This is a genomic window from Oceanibaculum sp. (genome assembly GCF_022449305.1).
GTDB lineage: Bacteria > Pseudomonadota > Alphaproteobacteria > Oceanibaculales > Oceanibaculaceae > Oceanibaculum > Oceanibaculum indicum.
The window spans coordinates 15,193-39,788 of sequence record NZ_JAKUSO010000013.1 but is presented as its reverse complement, the minus strand read 5'-3'; the positions used below and the strand labels follow the sequence as shown (position 1 = coordinate 39,788).

General features: G+C 64.9%; 20 protein-coding genes. 11 read left to right on the top strand and 9 right to left on the bottom strand.

All coding sequences use genetic code 11. The features are described 5' to 3' along the window. The first annotated feature begins 46 nt into the window (after positions 1-46). A complete protein-coding gene (locus MK313_RS06390; RefSeq protein WP_121219133.1) occupies positions 47-1,645 on the top strand; it encodes an ABC transporter substrate-binding protein in 1,599 nt (532 codons plus the stop codon). A 101-nt stretch (positions 1,646-1,746) separates the two neighbouring features. Further along, on the top strand, positions 1,747-2,688 hold the full coding sequence (locus tag MK313_RS06385) for an ABC transporter permease (RefSeq protein WP_008945245.1): 942 nt from the start codon (positions 1,747-1,749) through the stop codon (positions 2,686-2,688). A 160-nt stretch (positions 2,689-2,848) separates the two neighbouring features. On the opposite strand, the gene MK313_RS06380 is transcribed toward MK313_RS06385, so the two are convergent. Together MK313_RS06380 and MK313_RS06375 are read right to left on the bottom strand one after the other, a co-directional pair. Beyond that, positions 2,849-3,874 (bottom strand): D-cysteine desulfhydrase, encoded by a 1,026-nt coding sequence (locus tag MK313_RS06380; protein ID WP_287780519.1) that lies wholly within the window; start codon positions 3,872-3,874, stop codon positions 2,849-2,851. Continuing rightward, positions 3,871-4,641, bottom strand: a complete 771-nt coding sequence (locus MK313_RS06375) for an aspartate/glutamate racemase family protein (protein WP_287780518.1) — start codon at positions 4,639-4,641, stop codon at positions 3,871-3,873. Before MK313_RS06375 ends, MK313_RS06380 begins: the two co-directional genes overlap by 4 nt. A 199-nt stretch (positions 4,642-4,840) precedes the next feature. Here MK313_RS06375 and MK313_RS06370 point away from each other — a divergent pair, with 199 nt between their 5' ends. Then, positions 4,841-6,100 carry an MFS transporter gene (locus tag MK313_RS06370; protein ID WP_287780517.1) on the top strand — a complete coding sequence of 420 codons (1,260 nt, stop codon included), beginning with the start codon at positions 4,841-4,843 and terminating at the stop codon, positions 6,098-6,100. Here the strand turns inward: MK313_RS06370 and MK313_RS06365 are convergent. The 3 genes from MK313_RS06365 to MK313_RS06355 form a co-directional block, all read right to left on the bottom strand. Beyond that, positions 6,086-9,253: an efflux RND transporter permease subunit gene (locus MK313_RS06365; protein WP_287780516.1), complete on the bottom strand. Its 3,168-nt coding sequence runs from the start codon at positions 9,251-9,253 to the stop codon at positions 6,086-6,088. The genes MK313_RS06370 and MK313_RS06365 overlap by 15 nt on opposite strands. A gap of 14 nt (positions 9,254-9,267) precedes the next feature. Then, a complete protein-coding gene (locus MK313_RS06360) occupies positions 9,268-10,287 on the bottom strand; it encodes an efflux RND transporter periplasmic adaptor subunit (RefSeq protein ID WP_287780515.1) in 1,020 nt (339 codons plus the stop codon). 219 nt (positions 10,288-10,506) lie between these two features. Beyond that, complete coding sequence (locus MK313_RS06355; protein ID WP_287780514.1) at positions 10,507-11,193, bottom strand: RraA family protein; 687 nt, start codon at positions 11,191-11,193, stop codon at positions 10,507-10,509. Positions 11,194-11,310: 117 nt separating this feature from the next. Here MK313_RS06355 and MK313_RS06350 point away from each other — a divergent pair, with 117 nt between their 5' ends. The 7 genes from MK313_RS06350 to MK313_RS06320 all read left to right on the top strand — a co-directional run bounded on the left by MK313_RS06350 (position 11,311) and on the right by MK313_RS06320 (position 18,901). Further along, entirely contained in the window at positions 11,311-12,186 is an 876-nt protein-coding gene (locus MK313_RS06350) for an MBL fold metallo-hydrolase (RefSeq protein ID WP_287780513.1), read from the top strand. Positions 12,187-12,303: 117 nt separating this feature from the next. Continuing rightward, the gene (locus MK313_RS06345; RefSeq protein ID WP_287780512.1) at positions 12,304-12,600 is read left to right on the top strand and encodes a hypothetical protein; all 297 of its coding nucleotides are present in this window, start codon (positions 12,304-12,306) and stop codon (positions 12,598-12,600) included. A 12-nt stretch (positions 12,601-12,612) separates the two neighbouring features. Then, positions 12,613-14,073 (top strand): methyl-accepting chemotaxis protein, encoded by a 1,461-nt coding sequence (locus MK313_RS06340; RefSeq protein ID WP_287780511.1) that lies wholly within the window; start codon positions 12,613-12,615, stop codon positions 14,071-14,073. A 172-nt stretch (positions 14,074-14,245) separates the two neighbouring features. Further along, the gene (locus MK313_RS06335; RefSeq protein ID WP_287780510.1) at positions 14,246-14,941 is read left to right on the top strand and encodes an EAL domain-containing protein; all 696 of its coding nucleotides are present in this window, start codon (positions 14,246-14,248) and stop codon (positions 14,939-14,941) included. A gap of 95 nt (positions 14,942-15,036) precedes the next feature. After that, positions 15,037-15,276, top strand: a complete 240-nt coding sequence (locus MK313_RS06330; RefSeq protein WP_008945256.1) for a YdcH family protein — start codon at positions 15,037-15,039, stop codon at positions 15,274-15,276. A gap of 98 nt (positions 15,277-15,374) precedes the next feature. After that, on the top strand, positions 15,375-16,412 hold the full coding sequence (locus tag MK313_RS06325; RefSeq protein WP_287780509.1) for a P1 family peptidase: 1,038 nt from the start codon (positions 15,375-15,377) through the stop codon (positions 16,410-16,412). A gap of 137 nt (positions 16,413-16,549) precedes the next feature. Further along, complete coding sequence (locus MK313_RS06320; RefSeq protein WP_287780508.1) at positions 16,550-18,901, top strand: xanthine dehydrogenase family protein molybdopterin-binding subunit; 2,352 nt, start codon at positions 16,550-16,552, stop codon at positions 18,899-18,901. Here the strand turns inward: MK313_RS06320 and MK313_RS18190 are convergent. From MK313_RS18190 to MK313_RS06300, 3 genes are read right to left on the bottom strand one after another with little or no spacing between them, the layout of a single operon-like run. After that, entirely contained in the window at positions 18,898-20,028 is a 1,131-nt protein-coding gene (locus tag MK313_RS18190) for a xanthine dehydrogenase family Fe-S subunit (protein ID WP_322098628.1), read from the bottom strand. The genes MK313_RS06320 and MK313_RS18190 overlap by 4 nt on opposite strands. Further along, the gene (locus MK313_RS06305; RefSeq protein WP_287780507.1) at positions 20,029-20,817 is read right to left on the bottom strand and encodes an FAD binding domain-containing protein; all 789 of its coding nucleotides are present in this window, start codon (positions 20,815-20,817) and stop codon (positions 20,029-20,031) included. After that, positions 20,814-23,174 (bottom strand): xanthine dehydrogenase family protein molybdopterin-binding subunit, encoded by a 2,361-nt coding sequence (locus MK313_RS06300; protein ID WP_287780506.1) that lies wholly within the window; start codon positions 23,172-23,174, stop codon positions 20,814-20,816. Before MK313_RS06300 ends, MK313_RS06305 begins: the two co-directional genes overlap by 4 nt. 204 nt (positions 23,175-23,378) lie before the next feature. On the opposite strand from MK313_RS06300, the gene MK313_RS06295 reads away from it, so the two are divergent. Continuing rightward, positions 23,379-23,903, top strand: a complete 525-nt coding sequence (locus MK313_RS06295; RefSeq protein ID WP_287780505.1) for a MarR family winged helix-turn-helix transcriptional regulator — start codon at positions 23,379-23,381, stop codon at positions 23,901-23,903. Between the two features lie 163 nt (positions 23,904-24,066). On the opposite strand, the gene MK313_RS06290 is transcribed toward MK313_RS06295, so the two are convergent. Then, complete coding sequence (locus MK313_RS06290; RefSeq protein ID WP_121217500.1) at positions 24,067-24,591, bottom strand: aromatic-ring-hydroxylating dioxygenase subunit beta; 525 nt, start codon at positions 24,589-24,591, stop codon at positions 24,067-24,069. Positions 24,592-24,596 lie beyond the last annotated feature (5 nt).

Genomic DNA, 24,596 nt, shown 5'->3' with positions numbered 1-24,596 from the left:
AAGTAAGCAAAATATCGATTGAACAGGGATTCCGGAGGGGATGGCGATGACACGATCTTCCTTTAAACGCATTCTGCTGGGCGGTGCTTCCGCCCTGCTCCTGGCCGGCGTGGCCGTCCTTCCCGCCAAGGCGGAATCGGTGCTGCGCGCCTCGATGCATGCCGACGTGCGCACACTCGACCCGCACTGGACGACGCAGACCATCGCCGGCATCCACGGCATGCTGGTCTATGACACGCTGTTCGGCGTGGACGAGGATCTGGTGCCGCACCCCCAGATGGTCGGCGACTACAAGATCAGCGACGACGGGCTGAAGTACAGCTTCACCCTGCGCGACGGGCTGAAATGGCATGACGGTACCCCGGTCACCACGAAGGACGTGATCGCCTCGCTGAAGCGCTGGGGCGGCAAGGACCAGGCGGCCCGCGCCATGATGAGCTACGTCACCGCGCTGGAAGCGGTGGACGACAAGACCTTCACCATGACGCTGTCCAAGCCCTACGGGCTGGTGCTCGACACGCTGGGCAAGACCGGCACCATGGTGCCGGTGATCATGCGGGAGCAGGACGCCAAGACCGAGGGCAATGCCCAGGTGACGGAAGCCGTCGGCTCCGGCCCCTTCATGATGCTGAAGGACCAGTGGGTGCCGGGCAGCAAGACGGTCTATGCGAAGAACCCGAACTATGTGCCACGCAAGGAAAAGCCCTCCGTCTTCTCCGGCGCGAAAATCCCGAAGGTGGACAAGGTCGAGCTGCTGTGGATCGCCGATGCGCAGACCCGCATGCAGGCGCTGATCGCCGGCGAGATCGATTTCCTGGAACAGCCCTCGGTCGATTTCATCCCGATCCTGGAAGGCGATTCCAACATCAAGGTCATCAATACCGGCAGTGTGGACAGCCACTGGGGCACGATCCGCATCAACCACCTGCATCCGCCGTTCGACAAGCCGGAGGCGCGGCAGGCGATGTACCGCGTGGTCAAGCAGCTGGACTTCCTGCAGACCATCGTCGGCAACGAGAAATATTACCGCGAGTGCTACAGCTTCATCACCTGCGGCACGCCCTATTCGAACGATAGCGGTAAGGAGATGATCGCCGACTACAATCCGAAGAAGGCGCTCGAGCTGATGAAGGCCGCCGGCTACAACAACGAGCCGATCTATGTGCTGGCCGCCACCGACCACCACACCATCACACCGGCCGCGCAGGTGCTGCTGACCAGCATGCGCGAGGCGGGGCTGAACGTGAACGCGGTGTCCATCGACTGGGGCTCTGTCGTTGCCCGCCGGGCCAAGCGTGAGAAGCCCGAGGATGGCGGCTGGAACATCTTCGTCACCACCTCGTCCGGTGTCGGCTCGCTGAACCCGGCGCTGAACACCTGGATCGGCGCCGGCTGCGACAAGGCCAATGTCGGCTGGCCGTGTGATGAGGAACTGGAAAAGCTGCGCGCCGAGTTCGCCTTCGCCAAGACGGTGGATGAGCGCAAGGCGATGGCCAAGAAGATCCAGGAGCGCGCGGCCTATGTCGTGCCCTACATCAACTTCGGCCAGTGGACCCAGCCGCTCGCCTACCGGTCCGACAAGATCGACGGCATCGTTCCGGTCACCGGCCTGACGGTGTTCTGGAATATCGAAAAGAAGGGCTGATCCCCTTCTCTCCTTCCGGTTGCTGCCTGCAGGGAAAAGCCCGGGGCAGCCACCGGTTCTGTTTTCCCGGTTTTGTGTTTCCGAAGCGTCTGGATGCCCGGATGACCGCCTATCTCCTCCGCCGGCTGTTCGCCACCCTTCCCGTCATGGCCGTCGTGGCGGTTTTCGTGTTCATGCTGCTGCGCCTGGCGCCGGGCGATCCCGCGGCGCTGATCGCCGGCGACGACGCGACCCTGGCCGATATCGAGGCGATCCGCGCCAAGCTGGGGCTCGACCTGCCAATCTGGGAGCAGTTCATCCTCTGGCTCTCCGATATTCTGCAGGGAGATCTTGGCGTCTCGATCTTCTCCAACCTGCCGGTCACCACGCTGATCGCGCAGCGGCTGGAACCGACACTGATGCTGATGCTGGCGACGCTGTTCGTCGCCGTCACGCTGGCGATCCCGCTGGGCGTGCTGGCCGCCTGGAAGGCCCGCACCATCATTGACCGGCTGGTCATGGTGATCTCCGTGCTGGGCTTCGCCATTCCCGTCTTCCTGGCCGGTTATGTGCTGATCTATGTGTTTTCGATCCAGCTGCGCTGGCTGCCCGTGCAGGGCTACAAGCCGCTGGCGCAGGGGCTTTGGCCCTGCATCCAGAGCCTGATCCTGCCGGCAGTGGCGCTGGGCACCACCTACATGGCGCTGATCGCGCGCATCACCCGCGCCTCCATGCTGGATGTGCTGGCGCAGGATTATATCCGCACCGCCAACGCCAAGGGGCTGGCGACACAGCGCGTGCTGCTGCTGCATGCGCTGAAGAACGCCTCCGTACCCATCGTGACGGTTATCGGCATCGGTATCGCGCTGCTGATCAGCGGCGTCGTCATCACCGAGACGGTGTTCAACATCCCCGGCCTGGGGCGGCTGACCGTCGATGCGGTGCTGAAGCGCGACTATCCCATCGTGCAGGGGCTGATCCTGGTCTTCGCCGGCACCAAGGTGCTGATCAATCTGGCGATCGACATGTCCTACGCCTTCCTCGACCCGCGCATCCGGTATTAGCGGGTTTCCAAGCACGACTGTTTGGATTTCACTCTTCCGTCACCCCCGCACTTGTGGCGGGGGGCCAGGGTTCAGCCTGCTGGATCGATGCCAAGGCTAGCTGAAGCCTGGATTCCCGGGACAAGCCCGGGAATGACAGGATGATGAGTAACGCACCGCCTCAGGCGATGCCGGGGCGGTTGGAGAGCGTTTCCTCGAAGGCGCCGGTATAGCCGAACAGCCCGACCGAGCCGCCGGTGTGCAGGAACACGACGTTCTCGCCCTTCTTGAAATGGCCCTTGCGGATCAGGTCGATCAGCCCGGCCATGCCCTTGCCGGAATAGACCGGGTCCAGGATGATCCCCTCCATCTCGGCGGTCAGGCGCAGCGCCTCCAGCATGCTCTCGGTCGGGATGCCATAGCCCTGCCCGACATAGTCGGCATTGGCCTTCACAGACTGCCGCGCGACAGCGCCCGGAATGCCCAGATGCGCCGCCGTCTTCTCGACCAGCGCGAAGACATTCTCTTCCTGCTTTTCCTTCGGCGCGCGCACCGAGATGCCGAGCACCGGGATGCCGGAGCGGATCGCCTCCAGCCCGGTCACAAGGCCGGCCTGGGTACCGGCACTGCCGGTCGCATGCACCAGATGGTCGATGCGCAGCCCCATCTCATTCGCCTGCGCCACCAGCTCGATGGCGCAGTTCACATAGCCCAGCGCACCGACCGGGTTGGAGCCGCCGCCGGGGATGATGTAGGGCTTCTTCCCCGCCGCCTTCAGCTCCTCTGCCTTCTTCGCCATTGCCGCGTTCATGTCGGTGCCGCCGGGGCAGTCGGACAGATAGGCTCCGAACAGCCGGTCAAGGAAGACATTGCCGGATTTCAGATATTCGCCCGGTGCCTCGTCAATCCGGTGTTCCAGGATGATGTGGCAGGCCATGCCGAGGCGCGCGGCTGCAGCCGCGGTCTGGCGCGCATGATTGGACTGGACGGCACCCTGGGTGATGACGGTATCAGCCCCCTGCGCCAGCGCGTCGGCCATCAGATATTCCAGCTTGCGCGTCTTGTTACCGCCCGAGGCAAGGCCGGTACAGTCGTCGCGCTTGATCCACATATTGGGGCCGCCGAGATGCTGCGACAGCCGCTCCATCGGCTCCAGCGGCGTCGGCAGATGGGCGAAGCGGTGGCGGGGAAAGCGGGCGAGGTTCATGCGGCGTTTCCTGTCGGTTTCTTGTTATCGGTAAAGGCGGGAAGCGGCTGCAGCCGCTTGGCGATTCTGACCGTGAGATCGGCCAGGGCAAGCGAGGAATCGATGAAGGGCAGCGAAAGATCGTCTGGCCCCAGAACCAGCGGCACCTCGGTACAGCCGGCGACGATGGCGTCCGCCCCCTGCTCCGCCAGTCCCTCGGCGAGGCTGCGCATGGCGGCACGGATATCAGCGCCGCGCTCGCCCGCCTTGATGCGGTAGAGCAATTCCATGAAACGGGCCTGCGCCGCATCGTCGAAGCCGACAGGCCGATAGCCGGCGCGTTCCAGCGAAGTCTCGTACAATCGCGCCGCGCGCGTACCCTCGGTCGCCAGCACGCCGACGGTGCGGGCTTCAGGCGCCTGCCGGCGCAGCGCCTCCAGCGTGGCATCGAGGATGGACAGGAACGGCAGATCGGTTGCCGCGCGGATATCGGCCTCCCAGTGGTGCGCGGTGTTGCAGGCCATCACCAGCAGGTCGGCCCCGGCGGCATCGAGACGGCGCGCCATGGCGGCAAGGTCCGGAGCGGGAGACGGGCCGGTGCCGGCCACCGCGCGGTTGCGGTTCGGCACCTTGGGATTGCAATCGACCAGCAGGTGCAGATGCTCCTGGTCGGTCGCGGCGCCAGTCAGCGCCGTGGTGCGCTCCAGCAGCTTCGCCATGTAGTCCAGCGTCGCCTCGGGCCCCAGCCCGCCCAGCACGCCGACCACTTGGTCGGTTTTAACGCTCATCCCGTTCTCTCCCTTGGCACCGCTCTCAGGCGGCTTTTGCCGTCACTATACACGCCGGCCCGAAGCGTTGGCACCTGCAAGCGCCTATCCTCCGGCCCGACTTTATCGCAGGGCCGCACTGCGCACGCCGGGGCTGCGCATCGGGCCTTCCGATGGCTAGAGTATTGGCGCAACAGGCACAGGCAGACCGGAACCCTTCATGACCGACCCGCACGCCATTCCGGTCCGCGCGACGATGACGCTGCTGCCCATGCTGGCGGTCATCACCATCGTCAGCCAGTTCTTCCGCACCTCGCTGGGCGTCATCGCGCCGGAACTGATCCAGGATATGTCGCTGTCGCCGGCGATCCTTGGCCTCGCCAATGGCAGCTTCTACATCGCCCTGTTCGTGGCGCAGATACCGGTCGGCATCCTGTTCGACCGCATCGGCACAAGGCGCACCGTTGCCTGGCTGACCGGCATCGCCGTTGCCGGCGCGCTGCTGCATGCCGTGGCGCGCAATGGCGAGGAGCTGGTGGCCGCCCGCCTGCTGCTGGGCCTAGGCTGCGGCGGCAGCTTCATGGGGGCGGTCATGCTGTCCTCGCGCTGGTTTGGCGGCGACCGGCTGAGCATGGTGCTGAGCTGGGTATTCTCGCTGAGCCAGATCGGTACGCTGCTGGCCGCCACGCCGCTTGCCGCCTCCGCAGACCTGTTTGGCTGGCGCTGGACCTTCGCTGGCACGGCCATCGTCACTGGCCTTACCGGCGCAGTGTTCTACCTGCTGGTGCGCGACGATCCGCCGGGCCGCCCGGCCCCGCCGCCCAGCAAGGACGGGCTTGGCGATATCATGCGTGGGCTGATGGCGGTCTGGAAGACGCCGCATCTCAGCCGCATCCTCGCCGTCCATACCTTCGCCTATGCCAGCCAGTCGACGGTACTGGGCCTGTGGGGCGGTCCCTACCTGCACGATATCCACGGGCTGGATGCGGTGGGACGCGGCAATGTGCTGCTGGCAATGGGGGCGGCGCAGATTGCCGGCATCCTGAGTTTCGGGCCGCTCGACCGGGTCTTCAACACGCGCAAATGGCTGGTCGCGGCGGGGTCCGCCGGCACCATCGCCGTGCTGCTTGCGCTGGCCTTGCTGAAATCCCCACCGGCCTGGCTCGCCATCTCCCTGCTGGTACTGCTGTGCTTCGTGACCACCTACTCGCTGGTCATCGTCGCGCATGGCCGCAGCCTGTTCCCGGACCATCTGGCCGGGCGCGGCATCACCACGGTGAACCTGGCGCAGGTGTTCGGCTGCGCCTTCCTGCCGGTGGCGACCGGCGCCATCGTGAATGCCTTCCCCAATACCAGCGCCGGCTACACGGAGGATGCCTACCGCCTCGCCTTTGGATTTATCGCCCTGTGCCTGGCACTGGGCTGCGCCTGGTATCTGGGCGGGCCGGATTCCAAGCCGAAGCGATTACCCGACCGCTGAGGCCTTGCGCCGTTCCCCCCAGCCCAGCACGAACACCATCAGGCAGGGCAGGAAAGTCAGCGTCACGATGGTCGCGCCCAGGATACCGAACAGCACAATGGCGCCGACTCCCCGGTAGAGTTCGGTCCCCTCACCCGGCAGCAGCACAAGCGGCGCCAGCCCGCAGATCGTGGTGATGGTTGACATGGCGATCGGCCGCAGGCGCGACGCGACAGCCTCCCGGATGGCGTCCCTGATCCCGCGCCCTTCCCTGCGGATCAGCTCCATCGCCTGATGCACGATCAGGATCGGGTTGTTCACCACCGTTCCCATCAGGATCAGGAAGCCCAGCATCGAGATCATGTCGAAGGGCTGGCGGATTTCGGCCAAGCCAACGCTGGGCAACCATCCCCCCACGACATTCATCAACCACAGCCCGACGATACCGCCGGCAATGCCCAGCGGAATCGTCGCCATGATCAGCAGCGGATACCCCCAGTGGGTGAAAATGGCGACCAGCAGCAGATAGACGATGACGATGGCCACGACATAATTGCCGGACAACGCCTCCTGCGTGGCGGCAAGCTGGTCGCTGGCGCCGGAGATATCGATGCGGATGTCAGCCGGTACCGCGCCGCTGTCGCGCAGATGCTGCACCAGTTCCTGGCGGACCAGCGCCACGCCGGATTCCAGCGGCACATCATCGGGCGGAATCACGTTCAGGGTGACAGTGCGGCGTCCGTTCAGCCGGCGGATGATGTTGGTATCGACGGTCTCCACGATCCGCGCCACGGAAGACAGCGGCACGACAGCGCCTTGCGGGGTCCGGATCGGCAAAGTCCCGATCCCGTCCAGCGGCACGCGCTGCCCTTCCCCGCTGTAGAAATAGATGTCTATCTTGTCGTCATCCTGGAAGAACTCGCCGACATAGGCGCCATCGGTCAGCGCCGAGACCATGAAGCCGATATCCTGCCCGTTCAGCCCCAGCTCGGCCGCGCGCCGCCAGTCCGGGCGAACCTCGATCAGCGGCTGCGACAGTGACAGGGTGGCCGGCTGCGCCTGAATGCGCGGATTGTCGAATATCTCCCCGGCGCGGCGATAGGCGGTCAGCGCCACCTCATACACCGCCTGCAGTGACGGCCCTGAGATATCCAGATTGATGCTGCGCGTGCCGCCATCATTGCTGGTGATGATCGAGCCTTGCGTGGCGAAGGCGCGCATACCCGGATATTCGCGATACTTTCTGGCAATGGCCTCGCTCAGCGCATCGATCTGCGCCGGATCGACGCTCTCGGCGATGATGCGGATCTGCTGCGCCTCGATCCGCATGTTGATGTAGCGCATCGCCGGTACCAGCACCTCGCCCGCCGCGAACCGCGCCGGGTCATCATCCACGAAGGGCAGGAAATAGGCCTCCAGCTCCCGGCCGATCTCCGACATGGCGGACAGGTTATAGCCCGGCGGCGCATTCATCACCGCGAAGGTCTTGGGCTCCTCGCCTTCGGGAAGATATTCCGCCGCCGGCGTCAGCCCGACGATCACGAAAGCGCATAGCCCCACCGTACCGGCAAGGCAGCCCAGCCTTCGGGCGGGCGTGGCGATCAGCGCCTGAACGCCGTCGGCGATACGCTCGTCCAGCTTCTTCCGGTCCGGACCGTCCTTTCCCGCTTTGCCGCCCGGCGCGGCGCCGATGAAATCGATACGCGCCGCTGCGGTCGGCACCAGCGTGACCGCGACAAGCATGGAAGCCAGAATCGAGGCGGAGATGGCGATGGCGATGTCGGAATAGATCTGCCCGGCCTCCTCCTCGATGAACAGGATCGGCACAAACACCAGAATCGTCGTCAGGGTGGAGGCAACGACCGCCGGCCAGACCTTGCGGACGCCTTCGACGGCCGCCCGCATGCGGTCCAGCCCCTTGCGGCGGTGGAGGTCGATGCTTTCCAGCACGACGATGCTGTTGTCGAGGGTCATGCCGATGGCAAAGGCGACACCGGCAAGGGAGATCACATTGACCGTGCGGCCGGCCAGCAGCAGGCCCAGGAAGGCGGCGACCGTACAGAGCGGGATGCCCATGACACCGACCAGCGTTGCCTTGCCGGACCGCAGGAACAGGAACATGACGGCAGTCGCCAGCACGGCGCCGATGCCCAGATTGATCCAGACATTGCGCACCGATGCCTCGACATAGCGCACATCGTCGGACAGCAGCGTCATCTGCATGCCGGCGGGACGCAGTACCTCCGTATTCACCTCGTCGATGGTTTCCAGCATTGCGCGCTTGATGTCGATGACATTGGAGCCGCTCTCGCGCCGCACCGACAGGCTGACCACCGGTTGCCCGTTCACGAAGGATTCGGTGCGCTGCTTGGCATGGCCCAGCCTGATCTCGCCCAGATCCTTCAGCCGGACCAGCGCATCGCCGCGCCGCACGACAATGAGGTCGCCGAGCGCTTCCAGATCGTCGAACCGCCCTATGGTGCGCAGCAGAAAGCGCCGTTTCCCGCTTTCCAGCTCGCCGCCGGATGTGTCCCTGTTGCGCTGCGCCAGTGCCTCCCGGACATCCAGGACGGTCAGGTCACGTTCGGCAAGGCGCGCCGGGTCGAGCAATATCTGCACCTGGCGTTCAGCACCGCCATAGACATTGACGCGCGACACCCCCGTCACCGCCTCCATGCGCGGGCGCACGGTATCGTCGAGGAAATCCTCCATCATGATCATGTTCAGGCCGCGCGGATTGCCCGGCAGCGGCGTGACATTGAAAAACATGAAGGAATTGGCGGAGAAGGAGGTGGCGTAGATGCGCGGCTGATCGACATTCTCCGGATAGGACGGCACCTGGCTCAGCGCGTTGTTCACCTGGATCAGCTTCTCGGTGATATCCACGTCGAAGGCGAATTCCAGCTCGATCTCCGCCTCGCCGGTGCTGGCCGTCGCGACCAGCCGTTCCAGGCTGGGAATGCTGCGCAGATACTGTTCCTGCTCGATCAGGATTTCCTTCTCGATATCCTGCGGCGTCGCCCCCGGCCAGTCCGTCCGCACCGAGATGGTACGCACATCGAGATCGGGGATCATCTGCACCGGTATGCGCGTCGCGGCGACGACGCCCAGCACGCCGAGCACCAGGACCGTGACCGTCATCAGCGTGCCACGGCGAATGATGGCTTCGAACACGATGCCTCCCCCGGTCAGCTGTCGGAACGGATCGTGACGGCCTGTCCCTGTCGCAGGGACTCATTGCCGCGGGTGACAATCTCCATCCCGGCCTCCAGCCCGGAGAGCACCTGAATACTGCCATTCACCGTGATGCCCGGCCTGATCAGCCGTTCGGAAACGCGGATCTCGCCATTCGTACGCTCGACGATCCAGACCGCCACCCGCCCGTCTGGAAAGCGGACCAGAGCGTCACGCGGAACGATGATGTCCCGGGTGCCGGTGTCGAGCCGGAGAATGGCCTGCGCGGACATGCCCGGAACCACGCGGTGGCTGCCCGCGTCGAAGGCGACACGCATGATGGCGGTACGGCTTTCCGGATCGCTGACCGGGATGAGAGCCTGGACACTGCCCGCGATATCCTGATCCGGCAGGGCATCGAAACGAACCGTTGCCTGCATGTCTGGGGCGATGCGCGGGAAAACCTCCTGCGGCACCCGCACATCCAGGAACAATCGCCCGGCATCGACCATTTCCAGCACGGCCGTGCCGGGGGTCAGCCATTCGCCGACATTCGCCATGCGGCGCGACACGATTCCGGCATAGGGGGCGACCAGCCGGTGCCGGGCAAGGCGTGCCAGCTGGAAGGCTTCTTCCGCCTGCAGGCGCTCCATCTCGGCCTTCGCAATCCGCACAGCAGCGGCGCGGGCCTCAACCACGTTCTCCGGGATGCCCCGACGCTGGACCAGCGCCTCGCCGACACGCAGCTGACGGCGCGCCTCGTCATAGGCCGCCCTTGCCGCCCGCGTCGCCGCGGCAAGACGATCCAGTGTCAGATGTTCCAGTTCGGTATCCATCTCCAGCAACACAGCGCCGGCTTCGACGCGGTCGCCGATATCGGCATGCACCGCGGTCACCAGCCCGGCCACTGCGACCGACAGGGCCGAATGCCTGGGCGCCGTCACCGTGCCGGTCAGCGGTACCGTCTCGACAATAGGCTCCACCGTCACACTTGCCGTCGTGACGATGGCGTCCTGGGCGAGAACCTGCGGCATTGCCAGCCACAGGAAAGCTGTTGCCACTATCGGGGCGGCTAGTCTGTGCGTCACATATCCGGGCAAAGCAAATACCTCTCGGCGATCGGGTCACATCGTCGGGTAAGTGTGAGAGTAAGTCGCATCTGGCAGAAGTCACCTTCTCATCCGCAATGCCATCAAAGAAGAGGACAAGAAAGCGCCCGGATGCGACACGGCGCCGGCTCGCTGCTCGGTGAATCACTCCTCGGTGAACCCACGGGCTTTCAGCATCTCGTCCACCCAGCGCCGGTCCCAGGTGCCAGCCTCGATCTGGCGCAGGATTTCCGCCTCCTTCGCCTGCTGTGCCTCGGCCAATCCGATGATCGACCCGGCCTCGGCTCGCGGCACCGCCAGTACGCCATCGGCATCGCCAATGACGATATCGCCGGAGTGAACCACCATGCCGCCGATGCTGAGCGGAACGCCGATCTCCCCCGGCCCGTCCTTGTACGGGCCGCGATGGGTGACGCCGGTGGCGAAGATCGGGAAGCTGCCGGCGCGGAAGGCGTCTAGATCGCGGATCGCCCCATTAATGACGAAACCGGCGACACCGCGGACCTGCGCGTGGCGGGCAATCAGTTCGCCGACCACGGCGCTGGTGGTATCTCCGCCGGCATCGACGACGATCACATCGCCCGGTTCCGCGACATCAATGGCCTTGTGGATCACCAGATTATCCCCCGGCCGTGTCAGCACCGTCAGCGCCGTGCCGACCAGCCCGCCGCTGCCCCCTTCACAGGCGTGCATTGGCCTGAGATCGGCACCGCCGGCGAACATGCGGTTCATATTGTCGCTGACGATGGCGACCGGCACCGCAGCAAAACGCTCGACCAGCGCGCGGTCCGCACGGACATGATTCTTCACCCACCTGAAACCAACCGGCATGGATATCCCTCCCTCTCTAGGCCTGGCAAAGGCTACACGCGCGAACCGCGCCAAGAAACCGGCTTGTCGAGCCACGGCTTTCCCCGAACAATGCCGAAAAATTCCTGGAGGAACCCCATGCAGCTTACCCTTCTCGGCACCGGATGCCCGGTTGTCAGTCTGGAACGCTACGGACCGGCGCAGCTGATCCGGACGCCGGACGCGGCCGTGCTGGTCGATTGCGGTTCCGGCGTTACCCAGCGTCTGGTAGCCGCAGGCTGCCCTGGCAAGCTGCTGGATGCGGTACTGCTGACGCATCTCCATTCCGACCATCTGGTCGATCTCTACCAGCTCATCATCTCCTCCTGGCATCAGGGGCGCGAGCGCCCTCAGCGCATCTTCGGACCGAAGGGGACGCGGCGCTATGTCGAGGGGCTGATGGCGCTGTGGGAGCCGGAGCGCCGGCAGCGCATCGCCCATGAGGCAAGGCCATCCACCATCGGGCTTGAGGTCGAGGTCACGGAAATATCGGATGGCTGGACGGAACGCTTCGGCAGCTTGCGGGCTACCGGCTTCGCGGTCGATCACCGGCCGGTCGAACATGCCTTCGGCTTCGCGTTCGAGAGCGGCGGCAGGAAGCTGGTGCTGTCCGGTGATACCCGCCCCTGCCCTGCGCTGGAGGAACAGGCGAAGGGCGCCGACCTGCTGGTGAACGAGGTGTTCATCCATCGCGAGATGCCGGTGATCGCGGGTGTGCGCTCCGCCGAGACGGTGGCGAATGTCGGCGCCTACCACACACTGTCCACCGAGGTTGGCAAGATGGCGCAGCGCGCTGGCGCGAAACGTCTGGCGCTGACGCATTTCGTCCCGCCCGCCTGTGACCGCGAGGCGCTGCTGGCCGAGGTCCGTGCCGACTATGGCGGACCAGTCATCATCGGCGAGGATCTGATGCGCTTCGATCTGGCAACGGAAACCCTGACCTATGGCCAGGCGACCCTGTCGCTGCCCTCCTGAAGACTGGCATTTTAAGAACTTACTTCATTAAGTCTTTCTTAGCACCCCACTGCCATACTCTGCCGCTCAGGGACGCGTTGATCCAAATCAACGCGTCCGGCGTATCAGGCAGCAAGTATGTATGCACAGATGAAAAACTTCCTTCCTGCTCTGGGTCTCGCTTTGCTCGGCACGGTCGCCATCGCCTGGATGGCACTGGCGCCGACGGAAGGCGCGTCCGTTGCCGTGTTTTTTCCCCCGGGGACGGAACGGGAAGACATGCTGTTGCGCGTATCGCAGGCCGGCTGGCTGCCGGTTTCCTACCTGAATGGAAACACCATGCTGGCGGCCCCTTCCGATACACCCCGTTCGCTTCTCGCCAACGGTGCCTTGCTGGTTCTTAACGCCGACGGTGCACGCGGCTGTAACCTTTAGGAAACAAAGATCATGAACGATTTGATCGCGCTTCGTCGCAACATGGCGAAGTTCTCCCTGATCCTGCTCTGGGTCCACCTTCCCCTGATGCTTGCCGTCGGCTATGGCGTCGGGCTGGCCAACACCGTGACCGCCAGCATCATCATTGCTGGCGCGGCCCTTATCGCCACGCTGGCCTCGATCCGCGACCTCAGCGGTGCCAGTGCGCGCTACACCATCGGCGTGGCGCTTGTCATCATCGTCTCGGCCTTTGTCTATGCCTTCGCCGGCCATCCCTGGCAGATCGACCTGCACATGTATTATTTCGCCGGCCTCGCTATCATTGCCGGCTTCTGCTGCTGGCCGACCATCCTGCTGACGGCGGGCGTGGTCGCCGTGCATCATCTGGTGCTGAACTTCGCCCTTCCCGCCGCGGTCTTCCCGGATGGCGGCAGCCTCGTCCGCGTCATCCTGCACGCCGTCATCGTCGTGCTGGAAACCGGCGTGCTGATCTGGCTGACCAGCAATCTGGTGAAGGCACTGTTCACCTCGGAAAGCGCCGTCAATGCTGCTCAGGAGGCGCAGGCCGAAACCGAACGCCTGTCGCTTGCGCGGGAGCGTGACCAGGCGGCAACGGCAGAACAGCGCCGGGCCGAACTGATGAAGATCGCCAGCGAGTTCGAGCAGGGCGTCGGGCGGATCGCGGCCAATCTGAAGCAGGCTTCCGAAAAGGCCCGGGCCGAGTCCGACCGTCTGGCGGAAACCGCCGCCTCGACGCAGAGCGAGACCGACGAGGCCGCAGGATCGGCCGAGGAAGCCGCGAATGGCGTGCAAAGCGTGGCCACGGCCTCGGAAGAGCTGAGCGCCTCGATCAGTGAGATCAGCCGGCAGGTAAACCAGGCAACCCAGCTGACAGACTCCGCCGGCCAGGATGCCCGGACGGCCAGCAAGACCGTCGAGGATCTGGCGCAGAGTGCCGAACAGATCGGTGCGGTGCTGGTACTGATCCAGGAAATCGCTGAACAGACCAACCTCCTGGCACTGAATGCCACCATCGAGGCGGCACGGGCTGGCGAAGCTGGCAAGGGCTTTGCTGTTGTGGCCTCGGAAGTGAAATCGCTGGCCAACCAGACTGGCGAGGCCACCGACAATATCCGCAAGCAGATCGGTGAAATCCAGGAAGCGACGCGCCTGGCCGTGCAGGCTATCGGTCAGGTTACCGGTGCTGTCTCCAACATCGACGGTGTGACCTCCACCATCGCTTCCGCCGTGCATGAGCAGAGCGCAGCGACCAGCGAGATTTCCGGTGCGGCACAGAAGGTGGCGCAAAGTGTCTCCAACACGGCGGCCAATATTCAGCACCTGCAATCTTCGGCCAGCCGCACCAATGCGGTCTCGATGGGCATGCAGGATGTCGCATCGGGCCTGCGCGACGAGGTCGGCAAGCTGGAGCAGGGTATCGCGAGCTTCCTGAACAACCTGCGCCGCGCCTGATTACTGTCGCTCTTCCCGGTCCGGGCAGGTTTAACTCCTTCAGGCTCATGAAGGGTTGAATCCGCTCGGATCACTTTTTAAATGTTATAAAACTTTGGATAATTCACGGATAATCATGTCAACCGGTTGCCAGGGCTGCAAAACGCAGCCCGAAGATTCGTTCGATTTCACCATGGCCTTTCAGCCGATCCTTGATGCCGGCCAGGAGGAAATCTATGCGCATGAGGCGCTGGTGCGCGGCGTGAATGGCGAACCGGCAGGGAAAATCCTGGGCAAGGTCACCGAGAAGAACCGCTACTGGTTCGACCAGCAATGCCGGGTGAAGGCCATTGAGCTGGCCGCCCAGCTGGGCCTGGGGGCGAAGCAGCGCCTGTCGATCAACTTCCTGCCGAACGCTGTCTATGAACCCAAGGCCTGCATCCGCATGACTGTGGAGACCGCACGGAAAGTCGGCCTGCCGCTTGACCGCATCATCTTCGAGGTCACGGAAGGTGAACGGGTCGTCGAGCATGACAGGCTGGTCGCCATCATCCGCGCCTACAAGGAATTCGGCCTGCTGACCGCGATTGACGATTTCGGCGCTGGCTATTCCGGCCTGAATCTGCTGGCCGACTTCCAGCCCGACATCATCAAGCTGGACATGGCGCTGACCCGCAACATCGACAGCGACCGGGTGCGCCGCTCCATCGTTGCCGGCATCCTGACGGTCTGCCGCGAACTGGACATCATGGTCATCGCCGAAGGCATCGAGACGCCGGAGGAATATGCGACGCTGCGGGAGATGGGCGTCCGCCATTTCCAGGGCTATCTGTTCGCCCGGCCCGTGTTCCGGGACTTTGCGCGACAGATCGCGTTTCCCGAGGTTTGATCCTGCCGTTTGACATAGATCATGGTGCCGCATCCGGCGGTCGCTAGGCTGGTTCCGTCGCCAGTAATGGCCAAACGAAATGCCTGGAGTCATGAATGTCTCACGTTCCGCACGAACTCGCCGAGGAATTCCCGGAATACAAGGAGAAGATGCATACGCTGAAGCAGGAAAGCGCGCATTTTGCACGTCTCAGCGATGAGTATCATGAGGTGAACCGTGCCATCCATCGCATGCAGGAACGCATCGAGCCGGTCTCCGAGGATGTCGAGGAAGAAATGCGCAAGAAGCGCCTCGCCCTGAAGGACGAGATTGCGGCCATCCTGAAAAGCGCCTGAGCCTTTCAGGCATGGACAGACCAAAGGGGGCAAAGCCCCCTTTTCTTTTGCCCGATCCTGACCGATGGTTTCCCGCCTTTTACGGGAGACCCCTGACGATGACCCATCCGCGCCGCGCCCGCGATCTCGGCATAGCCCCCGGCACGCTGCCGACTGGTCCGCTGAACGCCATCACCGACGTCGCCGGTGTGCGCGTCGGCCATGTGACGGTGCGCGAGGGCGAGCGCATCCGCACCGGCGTGACGGCGATCCTGCCGCATGGCGGCAATCCGTTTCAGGACAAGGTGCCGGCGGGCCTCGCCGTGTTCAATGGCTACGGCAAGCTGGCTGGCGCCACACAGCTGGTCGAGCTCGGCGAGATCGAGACGCCGATCCTGCTGACCAACACGCTGGCGGTCGGCCGCGCCATCGAAGCGGTGAACCGCTGGACCCTGGCACAGAAGGGCAATGAGCGTGTTGCCTCGCTGAATGCCATGGTGGGGGAGACCAATGACAGCCGGCTGAACGATATCCGCCAGCCCTTCCCTACCGTGGAACAGATGATAAACGCCATTGAGAGCGCCTCGGACGGCCCGGTCGCCGAGGGTGCCGTGGGTGCCGGTGCGGGCACTGTCGCGTTCGGTCACAAGGGCGGCATCGGCACCAGCTCGCGCGTGCTGTCCGGCAAGGATGGCGGCTACACGGTCGGTGTTCTGGTGCAGTCGAACTATGGCGGCGATCTGCGACTCGATGGGCAGAGTGTCAAGAATTTCAAAACCCTGCAGGCCGATGTTGACGGCTCGATCATGATGATCCTGGCAACCGATGCACCGCTGTCCGACCGCAATCTGCGACGTCTGGCGATGCGCTGCCATGGCGGGTTGGCCCGCACCGGGGCGGCGCTCAGCAACGGGTCCGGTGACTATGCCATCGCCTTCTCCACGGCAGAGGCGGTGCGCCGCACCCCAGACCGCCGCGCCGCCGCCAGCCCGATCCTCGACCTGCCGAACGACAAGATTTCTCCCCTCTTCCTCGCCGCCATCGAGGCGACGGAGGAAGCCATCCTGAATTCGCTGCTGATGGCCGAAACGGTGGAGGGCTGGGACACCGCCAGGGCGAAGCCGAACCGGGTCAAGGCCTTGCGGCTGGGCAATTGAGAACCAGCTTCCTGTTCCATGCCCAGAGCTTCCTGTTCCATGCAATGCGGCGCGGCGTCATTAGCGGGTGACGAAAGACCGGCCTGTCGGTCTATCATGCCGCCAAATCGAAGAACCCCATCGGGAGAAGACGGACCATGAACCTGCCTCTCGGCACCCGACAGGACGATGTGGCCATCGGCCATTCCGTGAAGCGCAAGGAAGACCCGAAGCTGCTGCGCGGCGAGGGCCGCTACAGCGACGATATCCGCCTGCCCGGCCAGGCCTATGCCATTATGGTGCGCAGCCAGCACGCGCATGGCACCATCCTGTCCATCGATACCGAAGAAGCCCGCAGCATGCCGGGCGTGCTGGGCATCTATACCGGCAAGGATCTGGAAGCCGCCGGCTTCGGTGGGCTGAAATGCCTGGTGAGCATCCCCTCGCGCGATGGCGGCGGCATCAAACAGACGCCGCGCCCGGCACTGGCCATGGACAAGGTGCGCTATCTGGGCGATCCGGTCGCCTTCGTGGTGGCGGAGACACCGGCCCAGGCGCGCGACGCGGCGGAAGCCGTCTATGTCGATATAGACCCGCTGCCGGTGGTGACGGACGCCAAAGCGGCGCTGGAGGCCGGTGCACCCGTTCTCTATGACGAAGTGCCGGGTAATCTGGCGCTGGACTTCCAGTATGGCGACAGCGCCAAGGTGGAGGCTGCCTTCGCCTCGGCAGCTCATGTCGTGCGCATGGACATGGCGAACACGCGCGTCGTGGTGAATGCGATGGAGCCGCGCTCAGCCCTCGCCGAATACGATGCCGATGCCGGCAAATGGACGCTGCATGCCGGCAGCCAGGGCGCCTTCCCTCTGCGCAACCAGATCGCCCGCGACATCCTGAAGGTCGAACCGGAGAAGCTGCGTATCCTGACTGGCAATGTCGGCGGCTCCTTCGGCATGAAGGCGGCGGCCTATCCGGAATATCCCTGCGTGCTGTACGCTGCGCGCGAACTGGGCCGGCCGGTGAAATGGACCGCTGACCGCTCCGAGAGCTTCCTGTCGGACCAGCATGGCCGCGACCATCAGGTGACGGCGGCGCTGGCGCTGGACAAGGAAGGCCGGTTCCTGGCGCTGAAGATCGATGTGGCGGCCAATCTCGGCGCCTATATCTCCTCGGTCGGGCCGCTGCCGGGCAGCATGAACATCGTGAAGAATTCGGTCAGCCTGTACAAATTCCCGCTGATCGAGGTGAACAGCCGCTGCGTACTGACCAACACCACGCCGATCGGCGCCTATCGCGGTGCCGGCCGCCCGGAATCCAACTATTTCGTCGAACGGCTGATCGACACCGCCGCCGCGGAGATGGGGCTGGACAAGCTGGATCTCCGCCGGCTGAACCATATCCAGCCGGAGGAGATGCCCTATCAGGCGGCTTCCGGGAACAGCTATGACAGCGGCGAGTTCACCGCGCTGCTCGACAAGGCGCTGGAAGTCTCCGACTGGCAGGGCTTCGCCGCCCGCAAGGCCGAGTCGGAAAAGCGCGGCAAGCTGCGCGGCATCGGCATCGGCGACTATCTGGAAGTCACCGCCCCGCCGGCCAAGGAGATGGGGGGCATCCGCTTCGAGGCCGATGGCGGTGTCACCATCATCACCGGCACCATGGATTACGGCCAGGGCCACGCCACGCCCTTCGCGCAGGTGCTGGCGCAGAAGCTGGGCATCCCGTTCGAGAAGATCGGCCTGCTGCAGGGCGACAGTGACCAGCTGATCGCCGGCGGCGGCACCGGCGGTTCCAAGTCGCTGATGGCCAGCGGCGCCGCCATTCTGGAAGCCGCCGACAAGGTGATCGAGAAGGGCCGCGAGATCGCTGCGGCAGCGCTGGAGGCCGCCCCCGCGGATATCGAATTCGCCGATGGCCGCTTCACCATCGCCGGCACCGACCGCTCCGTCTCGATCATGGAGCTGTCCGGCAGGCTGCAGCGCAAGGAAATCCCGCTGGGTGGCGCGCCGGACAGTCTGGATGTCAGCCACATCTACGATGCGGCCCCGTCCGCCTTCCCCAATGGCTGCCATGTCGCGGAAGTCGAGATCGACCCGGAAACCGGCGTGGTTGAGGTGGTGAAATACACCGCCATCAACGATTTCGGCAATGTCGTGAACCCCATGCTGGTCGAAGGCCAGGTGCATGGCGGCGTGGCGCAGGGGCTCGGCCAAATCCTGATGGAAACCACGATCTATGACGAGGGCGGTCAGTTGCTGAACGGCTCCTTCATGGATTACGCCATGCCGCGCGCGGACAATATGCCGGACATCGTGCAGGCCTATCATTCGGTGCCGGCGACGACGAACCCGCTGGGTGCGAAGGGCTGCGGCGAGGCTGGCTGTGCCGGCTCCATGCCGTCAATCATGAACGCCATCGTCGATGCGCTGTCGCCCTACGGGATCAGGCACATTGACATGCCGGCAACGCCGTTCCGGGTATGGCAGGCGATTCAGGCGGCTAAGGCCGCCTAACCGCCAAACAGACGGCGCAGTCGGTCACGCAACACCTGCCAGATCAGGCTGGCGAGGTTCAGCTCCGCCTTTGCGGGTGCCTGAGCCTCGCCGCCGGTCAGCATGGCGGTAAGGTTAGCGGCGAAAGTCTCGGTCATGCGCCGCGCGAAGTCGGTGACAAGCGCGGAGCGGCCGAACTGCGCCAGCGGGCCGGTCAGCTTGTAGCGCACCGTGACATCGATGCGCGTGCCCTCGCCCTCCGCCAGCACCGTGTAGGCGATCTCACCCGCGGCCGAGGAACCGCCTTTGGCGTCGCGCCCCCTGCCCTTCACCGTACCGGTGCGGGATGAGTCGTCGCGGGCGACCTCGCCCTCGCCGGCGAAGCTGGCCTTGATCGGCCCGAAGCTGACAGTCAGCGAACCGGTCACGCGGCCGCCTTCCACCGTATCGACTGATGCGCCGGGCAGGCAGGCGGCCATGCGGCGGATGTCACCCAGCGCCGCCCAGACCTGATCGGCAGGCGCCGGCACCGTCAGCTGCTGCGTCAGAACGGAGAACCCGTCGCCAGAGGTGCTGAAATCCATCGGTGCGGCTGCCGGCGCAACTGGCGCTGACTCGACAGCAACAGAAGCGGCAGCCGTTTCCGCGCGCGCCTCGAAGGACCAGTTCTGCGGCTGCGGCTGGCGGCCCTTCGCCACCTGCCGTATCGCCCCGACGATGCCGACATAGCCGGTACAGCGGCAGATATTCCCCGACAGTTCCCGCCGGATCGTCTCCTCATCCACATCGCCCAGCCGGGTGACGATGTCGCGTGCCGTCACCAGCATGCCCGGCGTGCAATAGCCGCACTGCAACGCATGATGCGCGGCGAAGGCCTCGCGCAGTTCCGCCATCACCGGATCGCTGTCGAAGCCTTCCACGGTGCAGATGTCATCGCCCTGGCAGGAGACGGCGAAGGTCAGGCAGGAGCGCTGCGGCATGCCATCGACCAGCACGGTGCAGGCGCCGCACACACCCTGCTCGCACCCCAGATGCGTGCCGGTCAGGCCAAGTTCCCCGCGCAGGAAATCCGCCAGATGGGTGCGCGGTTCCGCCTGTCCGCTGACCTTGCGGCCATTGACGGTCAGCTCGATAGGATGCGCGGTCATTTATTGAGCCTCCCCAAGGACTTCGAGGGCGCGGCGGACAGCAATCCTGTGCAGCTGCCGCGCCGAAGGTGGCCGGTCCGACAGGCGCTCATCGATCTCAGCGGCGGCGGCATCGGCATCGCGCGCCTCCAGCAGCAGAGGAGTGACTTCGACCGCGCCGCAGACCAGACGGAACACGCCGCGATCCGGGTCGCTGACCACCGCGCCGATGGCCTTGGCGAATTCACCCGTCTTGCGGCAGATCTTGTAATAGCCCCAGCGCGCCGTGGCAGACAGGCGCGGCACCGACACGCCGGTAATAAGCTCGCCCGGCTGCAGGACGGTCGTGAAGCCGCCCAGCATGAAGCGCTCGACCGGCCAGGCGGTCTCGCCCGCCTTCCCCCGCACGATCACCCGCGCATCCAGCGCCATCAGAGAGGACACCCAGTCCGCCGCCGGATCGGCATGTGCGAGGCTGCCGCCGATGGTGCCGCGATTGCGCACAGCCCGATAGGCAATGCCACCAGCAACATGACAAAGCATGCCCTTGGTGGCATCGGGCACCGCCCCATCCTCGAAAGCGGCATGCGGCAGGGCCGCGCCATAGCGGATGGCGTCGGGAGTCTCGGACACAGCCAGCAAATCCGGCTGGCGGCGGATATCGACCAGCGACGCCGGCCGCGCGAGGCGCAGATTCAGCATCGGCGTCAGCGACTGGCCACCGGCGATGGGCTTCGCCTCGTCCGACAGGGCGCTGAGGGCGTCAGCGAGATCGGCGGGCTTGGTATAGTCGAAGGCAGCGGGTTTCATTCGGCGGCCTGCTTGGTTTGCGCGGCGAAGATGGCGTCGAGGATGCGTTCCGGCGTGGCCGGTATCTGGCCGATTTCGGCCCCCAGCTCCTGCAGCGCATCGTTAATCGCGTTCACGATGGCCCCGGCGGGCGCGATGGCCCCGCCCTCGCCCACGCCCTTGATGCCATGCGCGGAATAGGGCGACAGCGTCTCCATATGGCCGATGCGGAAGCCGGGCAGCTCGGTCGGGCCGGGCAGCAGATAATCGATCAGCGTCGAGGCCAGCGGCTGACCAGCGGAATCGTAGGGGCTTTCCTCGAACAGCGCCGTGCCGATGCCCTGCGCCGCCCCGCCATAGGCCTGGCCCTCGACGATCATCGGGTTCACCATCTGGCCGCAATCCTCGACGATGACGTAATCCAGAATTTCCACCATGCCGGTATCGGCATCGACGGCTACCAGCGCCGCATGCGTGGCATAGGAGAACACGCCGCTATCGACATCCGGCTTGTAACCCTGCGTGACCTCCAGCCCGTTGGTGTCGATATCGTCCGGTAGCGTCTCGGGCCTCAGATACCAGGCCTTGCCGACATCGGCGAAGGACAGGCTGGCCTCGCCGGCATGGATGCGGCCAGCGCGGAACGCCACATCCTCCGGCTTGCATTGCAGCAGATGGGCGGCCAGCCGCTTGACCCGCCCGGCCAGCTCGGTCGCTGACTTGGAAACGGCGCCGCCTGCCATGACAATGCCGCGCGAGGCATAGGCGCCGGTCGAATAGGGCGTGCTGGCGGTATCGCCCAGCTTCACCGCGATATCCATCAGCGGGATGCCGAGCGCCTGGTTGGCAACCTGCGCCAGCGTGGTTTCCAGCCCCTGCCCGATGGTGTGGATGCCAGCACGGACCTCCAGCGTGCCGTCGGCCAGCAGCTTCACCGTCGCCTGCTCGAAACCCGGCACCAGCGGCAGCCCCCAGGCGGCGAACACCTTGGTGCCATGCGCCGACTGCTCGGTATAGGTGGCGAAGCCGACGCCGATGCGCCGGCCGTCCGGCTCCCGCCCCTTCTGGCGTTCGCGGATGGCGTCCAGCGCGATCATCTCCCGCGCCTTGGCCAGGCTGCCGGGATAATCGCCGGAATCGTAATGCTTGTTGGTGACGTTGGTGTAGGGCATCTGCGCCGCCTGCACCAGATTCTCGGCCCGCACATCCGCCGGCTCCCGCCCGACGGCGCGGGCAATGGCATCGATGGTCAGCTCGATGGCGAAGCACACGCCGGGCCGCGCCACGCCGCGATAGGGCGCGAAGGGCGGCTTGTTGGTCGCCACCGAATAGGTCCGCGCGCGGTAGGCCCGGAAATCATAGGGGCCGGGCAGGTTCCCGCCGGCCTGCGCCGCCTCCAGGCAGGCCGAGAAGGGCCAGACCGAATAGGCGCCGATATCGACATTGATCTCCGCATCCAGCCCCAGCAGCCGGCCGCGCTCGTCAGCATAGGCGGTGACCTTGTAGTGATGCTGGCGGGCATTGGCCCCGGCCACCAGATGCTCGCGCCGGTCCTCGACCCAGCGATAGGCGCCCTTGCGGGTCATGGCGAGCCAGGCGACGGTCACCTCCTCCGGCTGCAGCAGGCATTTATAGCCGAAGCCGCCGCCGACATCGGGCGGGCTCACACGCACACGCGACTGGTCGAGCCCCAGACACTCCGACAGGCCGGTGCGGATCAGGTGCGGCACCTGGGTCGAGGTGATGACGACCAGCTGGTCGGCCTGAAAATCCCAGTAGGCGACCAGGCCCTTGCCCTCCATCGGGTGCATGCATTGCCGGGCGGTTTTGTATTCCCGCACCACCTTCACCGGGGCGGTCTTCGCCACCTCCTCGATACCGCTGTCGAAATCGGTGACGAGGCAGAGATTGTCGCCCCACTCCTCATGCACCAGCGGGGCATCCTTCGCCTTGCCCAGTTCGCTTTCGGTCACCGCCGGCAGTTCGTCGAAATCGACGGAGACCAGCTCCGCCATATCCTCCGCCTCGGCCCGGCTGGGGGCAACGCACAGGGCAATGCCCTCGCCGACATAGCGCACCTTCTCATGCGCCAGCGGATAATAGGAGGACAGCTTGTAGCCCGGCAGGCTGGACCGGGTGACGATGGGCTGGACGCCTGCCATGTCGGACCAGAAGAACACCTGATCCTCCCGCCCCTGCGGCTTGGCGAGGCTACGGAGTCGGGCATGCGCGACGGGGCTGCGCAGGAACGCGACCTCCAGCATGCCGGGCATCTGGATATCGCCGACGAAGCGGCCACGCCCCATCAGGTGGCGGGCATCCTCCTTGCGGCGGACACGGGCGCCGATCCCCTCTCCCTCAACCGTTGAAGCCGCCATCCGTCACCTGCCTGTCTCTTCTGATTATGCGGTATGCTGACTTTTATCCGAGGGCCTGTCAATCGAGCGGCGAAGCGCCGCAGGCGGCTTTTTGAATAGCCAAACCAAGGATTAGACCGCATTATCGGCCTCAAGAATCAGTCTCAAGGCAAGTAATGCGGCATCGAAAATTCCAATGGAATGCCGCCTATCGGGAGAAACCGCATGGCGGTCGAAAAGAAACTGGCATCAGAGGCGCCGCAGGCCGAGGGCAATGAGGACAGTCTCATCATGTCGCGCATGCCGCTCTGGGCGCGGCCGGGCTATCTCGTACGCCGGCTGCACCAGATCCATTACGCACTGTTCTTCGAGGAATGCGCTGCCTTCGACATCACGCCGGTGCAGTACGGGCTGCTGACCACGCTGGCGCAGAATCCCGACATGGACCAGAACTCGCTGGGCCGCGAACTCGGCATCGACCGCACCAATGTGGCCGATGTGCTGAACCGGCTGGCCAAGCGCGGGCTCGTCGCGCGCGAGCGCAGCAAGACCGACCGCCGCATGGTGCTGTGGCGCCTGACGGCCGAGGGCGAGAAGATCACCGGGGAAATGTACGAGGCGATGCAGCGCGCCCAGATGAAGCTGATGGAGCCGCTGCGGCCGGAGGAGCGTAACGCCTTCGTTACCATGCTGATGCGGCTTGTGGACGGCAACAACCATCTGGGCCGCACGATTTTCCGGCCGAGCTGAGGTGCGTATTTCCCTCTCCCCTTGCGGGAGAGGGTTGCGCAGCCTTATGAGCGAAGCGAATTAGGCGGAGCTGGGTGAGGGGTAATCGCAAGGGCGGAGCCGCCCCCTCACCCGGTTCGCTTACGCTCACCACCCTCTCCCACCAGGGGCGAGGGTTTATTTTCTACACTGGATAGACGACCGAATTGTCGATCAGCAGATTGTCGTACACCGCGCGGCGCTCCTTCAGCTTCAGCGCGCCGCCGGTCCGCACGAACACATCGTAATAGGTGCCGATCTGGTGCAGCGTCGGCTCCGGCCGGTCGAACAGGGTCTGCAGCAGGATGTAGTTCGATGTGGCGACGATCTCGCCGTTCGCGCGGGTCTCGACCACCCGGCAATTCGAAATGAAATGCCGCATGTAGCGCGGCGCGAACATCGCCGTCTTCTCGATGGCGAAGATGCGGTCGCGCAGCATGCCCTTGCCCTCGCAATAGATCAGCCCGACCGGCAGGCCGCTGGCAAAATTCTCCCGCGCGGTGATGACGTAGAGCGCATCCTCGGCGAACAGATCCGGCCAGTCCGACAGCGGGCCATTATCCAGCACATCCGCATAGGCAGCGTTGAACTCCTCAATCTCCTGGCGCAGCAGCAGCCGGTCGATCAGCGCATCAGACGCGGCGGGGTTTTTCAGCGAAGTCACGGTCATGTCGT